Source organism: Streptomyces sp. JLBT605 (genome assembly GCF_058215555.1).
The window spans coordinates 5,551,932-5,565,620 of the sequence record NZ_CM177087.1 but is presented as its reverse complement, the minus strand read 5'-3'; the positions used below and the strand labels follow the sequence as shown (position 1 = coordinate 5,565,620).

14 protein-coding genes are annotated in these 13,689 nt (G+C 73.1%); 6 read left to right on the top strand and 8 right to left on the bottom strand.

The window, feature by feature from the left end; all coding sequences use genetic code 11:
- Nucleotides 1-60 precede the first annotated feature (60 nt).
- The 3 genes from AC4BDD_RS24270 to AC4BDD_RS24260 all read left to right on the top strand — a co-directional run bounded on the left by AC4BDD_RS24270 (nt 61) and on the right by AC4BDD_RS24260 (nt 2,991).
- Nucleotides 61-504, top strand: coding sequence for a MarR family winged helix-turn-helix transcriptional regulator (locus AC4BDD_RS24270; protein ID WP_490687580.1), 444 nt, complete (start codon nt 61-63; stop codon nt 502-504).
- A 215-nt stretch (nt 505-719) separates the two neighbouring features.
- On the top strand, nt 720-1,769 hold the full coding sequence (locus AC4BDD_RS24265) for a phosphotransferase family protein (protein WP_490687579.1): 1,050 nt from the start codon (nt 720-722) through the stop codon (nt 1,767-1,769).
- Nucleotides 1,770-1,776: 7 nt separating this feature from the next.
- Nucleotides 1,777-2,991 carry an acyl-CoA dehydrogenase family protein gene (locus AC4BDD_RS24260; RefSeq protein WP_490687578.1) on the top strand — a complete coding sequence of 405 codons (1,215 nt, stop codon included), beginning with the start codon at nt 1,777-1,779 and terminating at the stop codon, nt 2,989-2,991.
- Between the two features lie 194 nt (nt 2,992-3,185).
- Here AC4BDD_RS24260 and AC4BDD_RS24255 read toward each other — a convergent pair whose 3' ends face one another.
- The 3 genes from AC4BDD_RS24255 to AC4BDD_RS24245 form a co-directional block, all read right to left on the bottom strand.
- Complete coding sequence (locus AC4BDD_RS24255) at nt 3,186-3,779, bottom strand: TetR/AcrR family transcriptional regulator (RefSeq protein ID WP_490687577.1); 594 nt, start codon at nt 3,777-3,779, stop codon at nt 3,186-3,188.
- Nucleotides 3,780-3,809: 30 nt separating this feature from the next.
- On the bottom strand, nt 3,810-5,549 hold the full coding sequence (locus AC4BDD_RS24250) for an AMP-binding protein (protein ID WP_490687576.1): 1,740 nt from the start codon (nt 5,547-5,549) through the stop codon (nt 3,810-3,812).
- A 119-nt stretch (nt 5,550-5,668) separates the two neighbouring features.
- Nucleotides 5,669-6,433 (bottom strand): SDR family oxidoreductase, encoded by a 765-nt coding sequence (locus AC4BDD_RS24245; RefSeq protein WP_490687575.1) that lies wholly within the window; start codon nt 6,431-6,433, stop codon nt 5,669-5,671.
- A 286-nt stretch (nt 6,434-6,719) separates the two neighbouring features.
- Between AC4BDD_RS24245 and AC4BDD_RS24240 the strand changes: the two genes are divergently transcribed.
- Both AC4BDD_RS24240 and AC4BDD_RS24235 read left to right on the top strand, forming a co-directional pair.
- Nucleotides 6,720-7,334, top strand: a complete 615-nt coding sequence (locus AC4BDD_RS24240) for a hypothetical protein (protein WP_490687574.1) — start codon at nt 6,720-6,722, stop codon at nt 7,332-7,334.
- 177 nt (nt 7,335-7,511) lie between these two features.
- A complete protein-coding gene (locus AC4BDD_RS24235) occupies nt 7,512-7,973 on the top strand; it encodes a MaoC family dehydratase (protein WP_490687573.1) in 462 nt (153 codons plus the stop codon).
- 25 nt (nt 7,974-7,998) lie between these two features.
- On the opposite strand, the gene AC4BDD_RS24230 is transcribed toward AC4BDD_RS24235, so the two are convergent.
- The gene (locus AC4BDD_RS24230) at nt 7,999-8,625 is read right to left on the bottom strand and encodes a TetR-type transcription factor C-terminal domain-containing protein (RefSeq protein WP_490687572.1); all 627 of its coding nucleotides are present in this window, start codon (nt 8,623-8,625) and stop codon (nt 7,999-8,001) included.
- A 116-nt stretch (nt 8,626-8,741) separates the two neighbouring features.
- Between AC4BDD_RS24230 and AC4BDD_RS24225 the strand changes: the two genes are divergently transcribed.
- The gene (locus tag AC4BDD_RS24225; protein WP_490687571.1) at nt 8,742-9,395 is read left to right on the top strand and encodes a TetR/AcrR family transcriptional regulator; all 654 of its coding nucleotides are present in this window, start codon (nt 8,742-8,744) and stop codon (nt 9,393-9,395) included.
- On the opposite strand, the gene AC4BDD_RS24220 is transcribed toward AC4BDD_RS24225, so the two are convergent.
- The 4 genes from AC4BDD_RS24220 to AC4BDD_RS24205 form a co-directional block, all read right to left on the bottom strand.
- Nucleotides 9,392-10,486 carry a Zn-dependent alcohol dehydrogenase gene (locus tag AC4BDD_RS24220; RefSeq protein ID WP_490687570.1) on the bottom strand — a complete coding sequence of 365 codons (1,095 nt, stop codon included), beginning with the start codon at nt 10,484-10,486 and terminating at the stop codon, nt 9,392-9,394. The two genes, AC4BDD_RS24225 and AC4BDD_RS24220, sit on opposite strands and share 4 nt — an antisense overlap.
- 10 nt (nt 10,487-10,496) lie before the next feature.
- Nucleotides 10,497-11,915, bottom strand: coding sequence for an aldehyde dehydrogenase family protein (locus AC4BDD_RS24215; protein WP_490687569.1), 1,419 nt, complete (start codon nt 11,913-11,915; stop codon nt 10,497-10,499).
- Between the two features lie 86 nt (nt 11,916-12,001).
- On the bottom strand, nt 12,002-12,649 hold the full coding sequence (locus AC4BDD_RS24210) for a class F sortase (RefSeq protein ID WP_490687568.1): 648 nt from the start codon (nt 12,647-12,649) through the stop codon (nt 12,002-12,004).
- Nucleotides 12,636-13,517: a hypothetical protein gene (locus AC4BDD_RS24205; RefSeq protein WP_490687567.1), complete on the bottom strand. Its 882-nt coding sequence runs from the start codon at nt 13,515-13,517 to the stop codon at nt 12,636-12,638. Before AC4BDD_RS24205 ends, AC4BDD_RS24210 begins: the two co-directional genes overlap by 14 nt.
- Nucleotides 13,518-13,689 lie beyond the last annotated feature (172 nt).

Here is a 13,689-nt window from a genome sequence, read left to right as displayed (position 1 = left end):
AAGGTTGAGGTAGTCAAGCTAATGATTGAATCCCTGAATTACTTTGCGTAGGGTTGAGATATGAGCGCCAGCACCCCGCATGCCCCCGCCAAGCTCGAGCTCCTTGAGCTGCTCGCCGCGATCGGCATCGCCCAGTGGCGTGACTTCGCTGCCGCGGCGACACCGCACGGTCTGACCGTTACCCAGGCCAAGGTGCTCGTCGAGGTGCGCGGCGGGCCGGTGGCCATGCGCGGCCTGGCCGAGCGGCTGGCCTGCGACGCCTCCAACATCACCGGCATCGTCGACCGGTTGGAGGACCGCGGCCTGGTGCGCCGCGAGCCCTCGCCCGCCGACCGCCGGGTGAAGAACGTGGTCATCACCGACAAGGGGCGCGAGACGATCCTGGAGGTGCGCACCGAGATGCAGGCGACGCACACCGCGCTGGACAGCCTGGACGACGAGGAGCGGGCGACCCTGTTCGCGCTGCTCAGCCGGCTCCGCCCGTCCATGGAGCGCACCGTCTGACCACCGCCCGGCGCCCCGCGCACCCCTCTCCCGCACCGGACCGAGCCGGGCCGCGCCGAGCCGCGCCCTGACCGTGCCGGGGTGCGGCCGGATCTCCGCCGGACGGCCGCCGACGTTCCGTGCGGCAGGTGACCGGAGACCCACTGGACGGACATACCGACTGGTCGGCATCATGTGCTGAGCCGTCGTCCCACTCCGTCCGGAGGAAGAACTCGATGAACCATGGCACCCCTGACGCACCGGCCCCGGCACGTCAGACCCCCGGTCTCGATCCCCAGCGGCTCCGCGACCATCTGGACCGGGAGCGTCCGGGGCTGCTGAGCGGGCCGCTGACCGCCGAGCTGATCGAGGGCGGCCGGTCCAACCTCACCTACCGGGTCACCGACGGCACCGGCCGCTGGGTGGTGCGCCGCCCCCCGCTCGGGCATGTGCTGGCCACCGCGCACGACATGGCGCGTGAGCACCGGGTCATCAGCGCGCTGCACCCGACGCCGGTGCCGGTACCGGAGCCGGTGCTGCTGTGCGAGGACGACTCCGTCCTGGGCTCGCCCTTCTACGTCATGGAGTTCGTCGAGGGCACGCCGTACCGCACGGCCGATCAGCTCGCCCCGCTGGGCGCGGAGCGCACCCGGGGCGTGGTGCTGGGACTGGTGGACACCCTGGTCGCACTGCACGCGGTCGATCCGGCCGCGGCCGGTCTCGCCGATTTCGGGCGGCCCGAGGGCTTCCTGGAGCGGCAGCTGCGCCGCTGGGGCAAGCAGCTGACGGCCTCGAGGAACCGCGAGCTGCCGGGCATCGACGAGCTGCACGCCGCACTGGGCGCGGCCCTGCCGAAGTCCCCGGCGCCCACCGTCATCCACGGCGACTACCGGCTGGACAACGTGCTGGTCGGCGCCGGGGACCGGATCCAGGCGATCCTCGACTGGGAGATGTCCACCCTCGGCGACCCGCTGACCGACCTCGGCCTGCTGGTGATGTACAGCCGGCCCCTCGACCTCCCCGAGTCGCCGGTCTCCACCACCGCCGGCGCACCCGGCCACCCCAGCCCCGCCGAGCTGATCGAGCGGTACGCCGCCGGCTCGGGCCGGGACGTCTCGGACATCGCCTGGTACACCGCCTTCGCCTGGTTCAAGCTCGCGGTGATCCTGGAGGGCATCCACTACCGCTTCACGCTCGGCCAGACCGTCGGCGCGGGATTCGACCGCATCGGTGCCCTCGTCCCGGTGTTCATCCGCAACGGTCTCACCACCCTTCAGGAGAGCTGACGCCCCCATGGACTTCGCATTCGACGCCCGCACCGAGGAGCTGCGCGCCAGGCTGCTGGCCTATATGGACGAGCACGTCCACCCGGCCGAGGCGATCGCCGAGGAGCAGCGCGCGGCGCTGGGCTCCCCCTGGGACACCCCGCCCGTCGTCGAGGAGCTCAAGGCCGAGGCCCGCCGCCAGGGCCTGTGGAACCTCTTCCTCCCGGACCGGGAGTACGGAGCCGGACTGACCAACCTGCAGTACGCCCCGCTCGCCGAGATCACCGGGCGCAGCCCGCAGCTGGCACCCACCGCCCTCAACTGCGCCGCGCCGGACACCGGGAACATGGAGCTGCTCGCCGAGTTCGGCTCCGAGCAGCAGCGCAAGCAGTGGCTGGAGCCGCTGCTCGCGGGCGAGATCCGGTCCGCGTTCGCGATGACCGAGCCGGACGTGGCCTCCTCCGACGCGACCAACGTCGAGACCCGGATCGAGCGGGACGGCGACAGTTATGTCATCACCGGCCGCAAGTGGTACATCTCCGGCGCGATGAACCCGGACTGCGCGATCTTCATCGTGATGGGCAAGACCGACCCCGAGGGCGCCGACCCGCGCCGCCAGCAGTCGATGATCCTGGTCCCGCGCGACACCCCGGGCGTCGAGGTGCGCCGGGCCATGCGGGTCTACGGCTACGAGGACCACTACCACGGCGGCCATGCCGAGGTGGTCTTCGACCGGGTCAGGGTCCCGGCCACCAACCTGATCGGTGAGGAGGGCGGCGGGTTCGCCATCGCCCAGGCCCGGCTCGGACCGGGCCGGATCCACCACTGCATGCGGCTGATCGGCATGGCCGAGCGCGCGATCGAGCTGATGTGCCGCCGCGCGGTGGCCCGTACCGCCTTCGGCAAGCCGCTGGCCGCCCAGGGCGTGGTCCAGGAGTGGATCGCGGACGCCCGCGTCGCCGTCGAGCAGCTGCGGCTGCTGGTGCTCAAGACGGCCTGGCTGATGGACACGGTCGGCAACCGGGCCGCGCACACGGAGATCCAGGCCATCAAGATCGCCACGCCGCGGACCGTGGTGGGCATCCTGGACCGCGCCGTGCAGTTGCACGGCGCGGGTGGGGTCAGCCAGGACTTCCCGCTGGCCGAGCTATGGGCGGCGGCCCGCACGCTGCGGATCGCGGACGGGCCGGACGAGGTGCATCAGCGGTCGCTGGCGCGGCGGGAGCTTCGGCGGTACGCGTAGGGGTGTGGCGGAGCGGGGCGGGGTGGGCCGGCTGGGCTGCTTTGGGCCGCCTGCGGCGGGCTTTCGGGGCTCCGCCCCGGACCCCGCTCCTCAAACTCCCCCAGCTACCGCTGGGAGGTGCCCCCAGGAGGGGCTGGATTTGCCGGACCCACCGGATTTGCCGGACCCGCTCCTCGCCGGAGGGGCTGGATTTTTTACGGGCGGAGGGCGCGGAGGAGGAGGTCGGCCAGGTGGTCGGCCAGTTGCTGCGGGGTGAGCGGGCCGTCCGGGCGGTACCAGGTGCCCAGGTGGTGGACCGACCCGAAGTGGTAGTCCACCACCAGGTCGGCCGGGGTGGCGTCGCTGAACACCCCGGAGCGCTGGCCCTCCTCGATCAGCTCCCGGAAGCGCTCGTGGTAGCGCCGCCGCTCGGCCCGCACCTGCTTGTGCTTCTCGGGGCTGAGGTGGTGCATGGAGCGGAAGAAGATCATCGCGTCGTCGAGGTTCTCGATCGTGGTGACGACGACGTCGGCGGCCGCAGCGCGCAACCGCTCCTCGACCGGGGCGTCCGCGTCCGCGAAGGAGTCCAGCCGCTCCTGCTGGAGGCGCAGCACCCGGCCGTACACCTCGTGCAGCAGGTCGTCCTTGGAACCGAAGTAGTGGTAGAGGGCGCCCTTGGTGACTCCGGCCGCCTCGACGATCTCCTGCACGGAGGTGCGGTCGTAGCCCTGCTCGGCGAAGAGGCGGGTGGCGGCGGCCAGCAGCCGTTGCGGCACCGGTGTGGGACCGCGCTCCGTCGTTCTGGCCATCGTCGCCACCTCTTCTCTCGTTCCGTCTGGTCACTCTCGGGAACGCAGTTCCCGTCGGAGGATCTTCCCACTGGTCGTCTTCGGCAGCTCCGGGAGGACGTCGACCACCCGCGGGTACTTGTACGCCGCCAGCCGGTCCCGGCAGTAGGCGCTGAGCTCCTCGGGCGCCGCGTGGGCCCCCGGCCGCAGGCTGACGTACGCCTTGACGGTCTCGCCGCGGTACGGGTCGGGGACCCCGACGACCGCGGCCTCCCGGACCGCCGGGTGGGTGTAGAGGACGTCCTCGACCTCGCGCGGCCAGACCTTGAAGCCGGAGGCGTTGATCATGTCCTTCTTGCGGTCGACGACGTACAGCCAGCCGCCCTGGTCCATGAAGCCGACGTCGCCGGTGCGCAGCTCCCCGCCCGGCATGGCGGCCGCGGTGTCCTCCGGGCGCCGCCAGTAGCCGGGCACCACCATGGGGCCGCGGACGGCGATCTCGCCGGTTTCGCCGATCGGCACGTCCGCCCCCGCCTCGTCGATGATCCGCACGAGGGTGTCCGGCCCGGGCACGCCGACCGCCAGGGTGCCGGAGACCGGGTCGACGGGGGCCTCGACGCCCGGTGGCACGCTCGCGCAGGGTGCCGAGCACTCGGTGAGGCCGTAGCCGTTGTGGAGGTAGCGGCCGAACCGCTCGCGGAACCGCTCCACCAGGGCGGGCGGCAGCGGTGCGCCGCCGGAGGAGATGATCCGGAAGGAGGCGAAGTGGTCCGGCCCGGCGTGCGCTTGGGCCAGCAGGGCCATGAAGGCGGTGGACGGGCCGACGGTGTAGGCGGGGCGGTGCTCCAGGAAGGCGTCGAGGACGACGCCGGGCTCGAAGCGGTGGGCCAGCGCGAGGGTGCCGGCGGCGGCGAAGCAGGTGCCGAGCTGGCAGACCATGCCGGTGATGTGGAAGAGCGGGGCGAGGCCGAAGTAGGTCGAGCCGTCCGGCAGGGCGTGGCCCACCCACTGCCGGTCGGCGTTGTAGGCCAGGTTGGCGTGGGTGTTGGTGGCGCCCTTCGGGACGCCGCTGGTCCCCGAGGTGTAGCTGATCAGGGCGATGCCGTCGGCGGAGACCGCGGAGTCGGCCGGCGGGCGGGCGGTGCCACGGGCGACGGTGAGCAGATCCTCGGGCTCGCCGGCCTTGCCGACCCGGGCCTCCGTGACCCGGGCCCCGGCACCCGCCTCCGCAGCGCCGTTCTGTGCATCCCGGGCCTGGGCGCCCTCGTCGGTGGCGTCGGGTGTCCGGGGCCGCAGTACCCGCTCGTCGTCCCGGGTCTGGAAATCGCGGTCGCGGGCGGTGAAGGCCAGCCGCACCGGTGAACCGGCCGCCACCTGACCCACGTACTCCCGCCAGGCGTGGTCGGAGCAGACCAGCGCGGTGGCGCCGGCGTCGTGCAGCACATGGCGCAGCTCGCCGGCCTTGTACATCGGGTTGACCGGCACCACCGTGCCGCCGGCCTTCCAGGTGCCGAGCAGGGCGAGGACGTAGTGCGGGGTGTTCTGCAGCATGAGGGCGAGCCGGTCGCCGGGCCGGAAGCCGCGCGTCGCCAGATGCCCTGCCACCGCGTCGGTGAGGGCGTCGACCTCGGCATAGCTCAGCCGTCCGTCGAAGTAGGCGATCGCGGTGCGGTCGGGCACCGCGCGGACCGCGTCCCGGAAGGCGTGCAGCACGCTCGGGCGCGCCTGGACCGGCTCGCGCTGCGCCGCGTTGAGCTGCGCGAGCCAGGGCTTGTCCTGGTACGACGTCACGGTGGGCCCCTGTCTGCCGTAGGTGCGCCGCGGTGCGGGTCCGGCCCTTCGGCCGCGACGTGGTGGCGGGTGCGATGGTACGGACGTCCGTCAGAGGATTGAGCGGCCGGTACTCCCGGTCACCCGGCATCCTCCTCCAGCTTCTGCTGGATGCGGTTCATGCTGGTCAGCCAGCGGTCGGTGTCGGTGGCGCGGGCCTGGTAGAAGTGGCCCGCCTCGGGGTGCGGAAGGATCAGGAAGCGGTCCTTCGCCATGCCGGCGAAGAGCGCCTCGGCGACGTCCTTGGGTTCGATGGCGGTCGGCGCGAGCACCAGCTCACCGGTGGCGCCGGTGGCGCGCAGCATGTCGGTGCGGACCCCTTGCGGGCAGATCGCGTGCACCTGGATGCCGCGGTGCCGGTAGGTCACGGAGAGCCACTCGGCGAAGGCGAGGGCGGCGTGCTTGGAGACGCTGTACGGCGCGGAGCCGACCATGGTGAGCAGGCCGGCCGCCGAGACGGTGGCGACGAAGCGGCCCTCGCCGCGCTCCAGCCAGGCGGGCAGCAGCTGGTGCGCGGCGCGCACATGGGCCATGACGTTGACGTCCCAGGCGCTCGCCCAGACCTCCTCGGCGGCCTCCGGTCCGCCGACGGGCGCGACCCCGGCGTTGGCGCAGTAGACGTCGATGGTGCCGTCGAGCGCGTCGCGGGCCTCGGGGACGATGCGGGAGGCGTCGCCGGGGACGGCGGTGCCGCCGATCTCGTCGGCGACCTCGCGGGCCTTCGCCGCGTCGAGGTCGTTCACCACGACCCGGGCACCCTCGGCCGCGAAGCGGCGGGCGAGGGCGGCCCCGATGCCGCCGCCCGCTCCGGTCACGACGACTCCCGCACCGCGCAAGGTCTTCATCTGTCGGCTCTCCCCTGCCTGGACTCCACTGCCGACGCATACTAAGCGGTCGGTATGTACCGGGGAAGGGGGCGTGGACCTCGGTGTGGACCTCGGCGCGGACCCCGGCCGGAGCTCGGTGCGGGTCTCGGCCGGACCTCGTGCGGAGCCCGGGCGGGAGCGTCCGACACGAATCCGCCGGAAACCGGTGCGCATGAGACAGCCCTGAGTGGCGAGGGATCCTTCGGGCGGTGCCTTACGTCCATTCCGTAAGAAGTCGGATCCGCACCAGCGGAGGTGGGATGCAGTGGCCGGTTTCAGAGCGCTCGCGCGAGAGGTACGCGATCCGCACAGACATGTCGCCCAGCGGCGCACGGCATTGCGCAAGTGCCTGGAGAAGTTCGCGCCTTACGGGCATCGGGCGACCTGGCACCATCTGTGCACCCGGGCCGGGATATCCCCGGAGGACCGGGACCCCGATCCGGCGCGACTGGTGCACGCGCTGGAGGAGTTGGAAGAAGCCCGCGCGGTGTGGCTGGAGTACGAGGCGGAGTTCGCCGCGCGCCGCCGGCAGGAGAAGCACCTGGGCATCCGGCAGCCGAACGCCGTCGACGAATGGCACCTGCACACCTGGGGCGGCTGTGACATCGTCCCCTGCGAGAGCCCGGTGGCACACCCCCGCGGCCGGCTGGCCGCCGTGCTGCGGCGCATGGTCGCGGCGATGGAGTCCGGGCCGGACACCGCGTGCCCGATCTGCGCGGAGGACCGCATCATCTGGCGCGAGGACCTGGACCGCTGCCCGGCGGCCGGTCCGGTGTGCACCGGCTGCGGCATCGTGGTGCCGCTCGCGCTGCTGACGCCCGCGGCGCTGACCGCCGCCAGGTTCGCGCCCGGTTACGCGACTGGCTACGCGACCATCTGACCGGCCGCCACGCCCCGCCGCTTGCCGACGGTGGACGCGGCGGGGCGGCGGCCCAGCGCACGATCGGGACTCCTCAGCGGCCGTTGTGACGTGAACGGCCGTTGCGGCGTTGACAGGCGGGCGACTCCTCAGCATCCTGAGCAAGCGCTTAGTGAGAATCCGCCGGGGAGGCACCACATGGCAGAGCCCAGGATCTTCCACTCGCTCGACGACCTGCGGTCCGCGGTGGGCCAGGAGATCGGCCCCAGCGACTGGCTGGAGATCGACCAGCGGCGGATCGATCTGTTCGCCGAGGCGACCGGGGACCACCAGTGGATCCACGTCGACCCGGAGAAGGCGGCCGCGGGCCCGTTCGGCACCACCATCGCGCACGGCTATCTGACGCTCTCCCTGCTGCCGCTCTTCACCCCCCAGCTGGTCCGCGTAGAGGGGGTGCGGATGGGCGTCAACTACGGGGTGAACAAGGTGCGTTTCCCCGCCCCGGTGCCGGTCGGCTCCCGGCTGCGGGCCACCGCGCGGATCGCGGAGGTCGCGGAGGTACGCGACGGCGTCCAGCTGACGACCGTGGTCACGCTGGAGCGGGAGGGCGGCGAGAAGCCGGTGTGCGTGGCCGAGTCCGTCAGCCGCTTCACGCTCTGACCAACGCCGGGAACGCGACCGCGCGTCAGGCCGCGCTCGCGCCGACCATGCGCAGCACCAGGTCGGCGTAGAGCCGGCCGACCTCGTCGGGGGTGCGGCGGCCCTCGGCGGTGAACCAGCGCGCCACGTCGATGCAGAGCGACAGCACCGCGAGGGTGGTGCCGGGCACGTCCGGGACGTCGAAGTCCCCGGCGCGCACACCCTCTTCCAGGATGGCGCGCACCGCCCCGTCGATCTCCCGCCGCCGCGCGACGATCTCGGTGTAGTGCTCCTCGCTGAGCGCGCCCAGCTCGTACTGGACCACTCGCGCGGTGGTGTGGTGCTCGGCATGCCAGCGCACGAAGGAGCGCACCACGGCGGCGAGCCGCTCGGCCGGGCTGCCGCCGCCGTCCGCCGCCTCCCGGACGATGCCCAGGGCGAGCTGGTGGCCGACGCCGCTGATCTGGAAGAGCAGCTCTTCCTTGGTCTTGTAGTGGATGTACAGGGCCGCGGGGCTCATCCCGGCGCGGCCCGCGATGTCCCGGGTGGTGGTGGCGTGATAGCCGCGCTCGGCGAAGGCGGCGACGGCGGCGATCACCAGCCGCCGGGCCGCGTCAGGGGTGATGTCGGCCCACGACCCGGTGTCCTCGGTCTTGTTCGCCTCCGCACTCATGGCGGACACCCTACACGGAGGGTGAGCAAGCGCTTAGACCCGCTGGCTTTCCCGCAGCGGTTCGGCCGTAAACGAGCGCCGTTAGTTTTCGGCCGTGAGCCCTTACCATGTCGCGCATGGCACGCCCCCGAAAGCCCCTGCTCAGCCGGGACCGCATCGTCCGGGCGGCGCTCGCCCTGGTGGACGCGGAGGGGCTGCAGGCGGTCTCCACCCGGCGGCTCGCCGCCGAGCTGGGGGTGAGCGGCCCGTCCCTGTACAACCACTTCACGACCAAGGACGAGATCCTCGACGCGGTCGCGGACACCGTGGTGGCCCAGGTCGACCTGTCGATGTTCGACGGGGGCACCCAGTGGCGCGCCGCGCTGCTGGAGTGGGCCCGCTCCTACCGGGCGGCGCTCGCCGAGCACCCGCACATCGTGCCGTTCCTGGCCCAGGGGCCCGGCCGTCGCCCGGCCGGACTCCGGATGGCCGACGCGGTCTTCGGCGGCATGGTCGACGCGGGCTGGCCACCCGCCCACGCCACCCGGATCGGCGCGCTGATGCGCTACTTCGTCGCCGGCTCGGCGCTCGGCTCGTTCGCGCGCGGATTCGTCGACGACCCGACGGCCTACGACCCCGCCGACTACCCGCATCTGGGCCGGGCCCACCTGCTCGCGGAGCGTGAGCGGCAGGTGGACCAGGGCGCCTTCGAGACCGGGCTGACCGCCCTGCTGGACGGGCTGGCGCTGCAGTTCGAGCGCGTGGCACGGACCCGGCCGGAAACCCTCTAGAAGACCACCAGCGCGCGGCCGCCGCGCCCGGCCAGCATGGCGTCGAAGGCGGCCGGGATGCCGTCCAGGCCGATCCGGGTGGTGACCATCGCGCCGAGGTCCAGCCGTCCGGCGCGGACGTGCCCGGCGATGGCGGGCAGGTCCCTGGCCGGGTCGCTGTCGCCGTAGACGCAGCCGGCCAGCGTGCGGCCGAAGTAGAACAGCTCCAGCGCCGAGAAGGCGACCTGCTGGTCCTTGCCGCCGATGCCGACCACCGTGGTCCGCCCGCCGCGGCGGGTGGAGGACCAGGCGGTCCGGATCGTCTCCGCCCGGCCGACGCACTCGATGGCCACATCGGCGCCGTGGCCGCCGGTGAGCCGGCGGATCCGCTTGGGGCCCTCCTTGGCGAAGTCCTCGCCGGCGACCAGGAACTCGGTGGCGCCGGCGGCACGGGCCAGCTCCTCCTTGGCCGGGGAGACGTCCACCGCGACGATCGTGTCCGCACCGGCGATCCGGGCCGACTGGAGCACCGCCAGGCCCACCCCGCCGACGCCGAAGACCGCCACCGACTCGCCGGGGCGCACCCGGGCGGAGTGGTGGACCGCCCCGTATCCGGTGAGCACCGCGCAGCCCAGCAGCGCGGCGTCGGCGAGCGGCACCCCGTCGGGCAGCGGCAGCACCGCACGCTCCGGGACGACGGTCTCCTCGGCGAAGACCGCGGTGCCCAGGCCCGGGTAGAGATCGCTGCCGTCCTCGGCGAGGCGGGCGTACGGATGCTCGGCGGCGGCACCCGACTCGGCGCACAGCCAGGGCTCCGCCAGTCCGCAGAAGTGGCAGGCGCCGCAGGCGGGTGCCCAGTTGAGGACGACCTGGTCGCCCGGCGACACCGAGGTCACCCCCGCGCCGACGGCGGTCACGGTGCCCGAGCCCTCGTGTCCGAGGACGGCGGGGGCCGGCTGGCGGAGCGTGCCGTTGGACAGGGACAGGTCGGAGTGGCAGACGCCGGCGGCGGCCAGCCGGATCCGGACCTGGCCGGGGCCGGGGGCGGGCAGCTCGATCTCGGCGATCCTCAGCGGGGCGCCCACGGCGGGCAGGACGGCGGCGCGGACCATGTGCTTCTCCTCAGAGCTGGAGGGACTTGGTCTGGAGGTACTCGGTCAGCCCGTGGACGCCGAGCTCCCGGCCCACGCCGGACTGCTTGTAGCCGCCGAAGGGGGCGAGCAGGTTGAAGCGTCCGCCGTTGATGTCGACCTGGCCGGCGTGCAGGCGGCGGGCGAAGGCGACCGCGGCCGACTCGTCCGCCGACCAGACGGCGCCCGCCAGTCCGTACACGGTCCCGTTGGCGATCCGCAGCGCGTCGTCCTCGTCGGTGTACTTCATGATCGCGACGACCGGCCCGAAGATCTCCTCCTGAGCGATCGTCATCTCGGGCGTGACGTCCGCGAAGACCGTGGGCCGGACGTAGTAGCCGCGCTCCAGGCCCTCGGGGGCCTCCGGTCCGCCCGCCACCAGCCGGGCGCCCTCGGCGACACCGCGCTCGATGTAGCCGCGCACCCGGTCGCGCTGGCCGGCGTTGACGACGGGGCCGAGCCGGGTCTGCGGATCGCGCGGGTCGCCGGGCCGGAACTTCGCGGTCGCCCGCACGGCGAGCTCGACCGCCTCCTCGTAGCGGTCGGCGTCCACCAGCATCCGGGTCCAGGCGTTGCAGGACTGGCCGGAGTTGCGGAAGACGTTGGCGACGCCGGTGTTGACCGCGCGCTCCAGGTCGGCGTCCGGGAGGATCACGTTCGCGGACTTGCCGCCCAGTTCGAGCGCCACCCGCTTGACCGCGCCGCCGGCGATCGCGCCGATGCGCTTGCCGACCGCGGTGGAGCCGGTGAAGGAGACCAGGTCGACGCCGTCGTGCTCGGCCAGCGCTTGGCCGGCGACCGGGCCGAGGCCGGTGACGAGGTTGAACACCCCGGCCGGCAGGCCGGCCTCGTGCACCGCCTCGGCGAAGATCCGGGCGACCAGCGGGGTGTCCTCGGCGGGCTTGAGGACGACGGTGCAGCCGGCCGCGAGCGCCGGGGCGACCTTGGCGACGATCTGGTGCAGCGGGTAGTTCCAGGGGGTGATGGCCGCGACCACGCCCACCGGCTCGTGCAGCACGGTGGAGTTGCCGATCTTCTCCTCGAAGGAGTGGGTGGCCGCGATCTCGGCGTACGAACCGGTGACCGCGATCGGCAGGTCGGCGTGGACGGCCTGGGCGAAGGCCAGGGTGGCGCCGAGCTCGGCGCTCACGGTCTCGGCGATCTCCTCGCGCCGGGCGGCGAGGCGTTCGCGGAGCGCGGTGAGGCGGGCGGCGCGCTCGGCGGGCGCAGTGGCCGCCCAGCCGGGGAAGGCCGCACGCGCCGCGCGCACGGCGGCGTCGACGTCCCTCTCGGTGCCGGCCGGGACCCGGCCGATGACCTGCTCGTCGGCGGGGTTGACGACCTCGATCGTGTCCGGGCCGGCGGCCTTCCGCCACTGCCCGTCGATGTACATCCCGTCGTGGACGCTCATGGTCCCCCTCCCGCGCGACACCTGTGTCACCGGCCAAACTAACGCCGGTAGTTTTCTGGTGCCAGAGGGCGCCGGGGTGCCCTCGATCACGTCACCCCGGCGGTGGGTTCGTCGCGGGTGAGATGCGCGAACACCACGATGTTGGCCGCGTAGCCGTGTGCCCGGTCGAAGGTGCCGCCACAGGTGAGCAGCCGCAGTTCGGGGCGCTCGGTCGGGCCGTAGACCCGAGAGTCGGGGAACGCCTCCTTGGCGAAGGTGCGCACCGCGTCGACGGTGAAGACGGCCGTCCGGTGGTCCTCGCGGGCCACCTTGACCACGTCTCCGGGATCGAGCTGCCCCAGATTGAGGAAGACCGCGGGCCCGGTGAGGGTGTCCCGGTGCCCCACGATCACCGCCGTGCCCCGCTCACCGGGCGCCGGTCCGCGCTCGTACCAGCCGGCCAGCCGCGGATCGTTCACCGGCGGTGGCTCCAGATGGCCCTGCGGGTCCACGCCGACGCCGGTGACCGGCGCCTCCAGGGCGAGGTCGGGGATGGAGATGGTGATCGCGGGCGAGTACGGCATCGGTGGATGGGCGGGCAGGACGGGACGGGCGTCGGCCGGCGCGCCCTCGGAGGAGGCGTGGTAGAGCGTCCAGCCGCCCGCCGCCAGTGCCAGGATCGCGCCCACCGTCAGCAGCAGACGGAGGGCGCGATCCTTCAAGCGCGGGGCAGGCCCCCGGTCAGACGGTGCCATGGTTGCGACGACGGGCTCGGCGCACCAGGAACAGCCCGGCCGCGCCCGCCGCACCGGCCGCCACCGCTCCGGTGATCACGGCTCCCGACAGGCCGCCGTCGTCCTTGTCGTGGTCCGCCACACCACCACCGCCGGCGCCCACCGCGCCACTCGGCGCCTCGGCCCGGTCGCGGCTCGCGGCCCGTTCGTCGGCCGCGGCCTGGGCCTGCTGGTCCTCCGCCACGACCTCGTCGTCGGCGGCGCGGTCGGTGCCGGAGGTCTCCGGTCCGTCGGCGCCCGGGATGTCCTCGGCGTCATGGGTCCGCTGGTCGTCGGTCTCGGCCTCGTCGGGGGCCCGGGGCGCGCTCTGCGCCTCGTCGGTGGGCTCCCGGCCGGCCTCCGGGTTGACCTCCGCGTCGTCGGACGGAGCCGCCGGGGCCGAGCTGGCGCCCGGGGCGCCCTTGCTGCTGCAGTCCACGGTGAACAGCTTCTGCTTGCCCGCGCCCCCCGCACCCTCGATGTTCCAGGTGAGCTTGTACAGCCCGTTCGGCAGCGACAGCTCCTCGGTGCGGCCGAGGCCGCCGGCCAGGCTGATGCCGCCCGACAGGCCACTGGTCTCGGCACTCCGCCCCTGCGGGACGATCGCCCAGGTGAGCTCCTGCACCGAGTCGAAGTCGTTCCCGGCCAGGTAGAAGTCGCAGACCCGGGTCTCGTTCCGCGGGGACGAGATCGGGGTGCCGACGCTGCGTACTTTGACGTCGCCGTGATCACCCGGTGTGGCGACCGCGGCCGGAGCGGCGATCAGGGCGGCGCCGGAACAGGCCAGAGCGGCGAGGACCGCCGCGCCCGGACGGGCACCGAGGATGGGAAGGGGTACTGAGGTGGACACGCGAGTGCTCCTTCAAGCCCGTGGGGGTGTCGTCGGTGCGGTGCGGCGTACCGCACTGCACTGACTAGGTGTCACGCGGGCAGGGAGCGGAAACGGTCGAACGGAATAAATACCCGATTATCCCTCAATCAGCGCATAGCGCCGCGCACCCTCGGGCGACCATCCGGGCGAA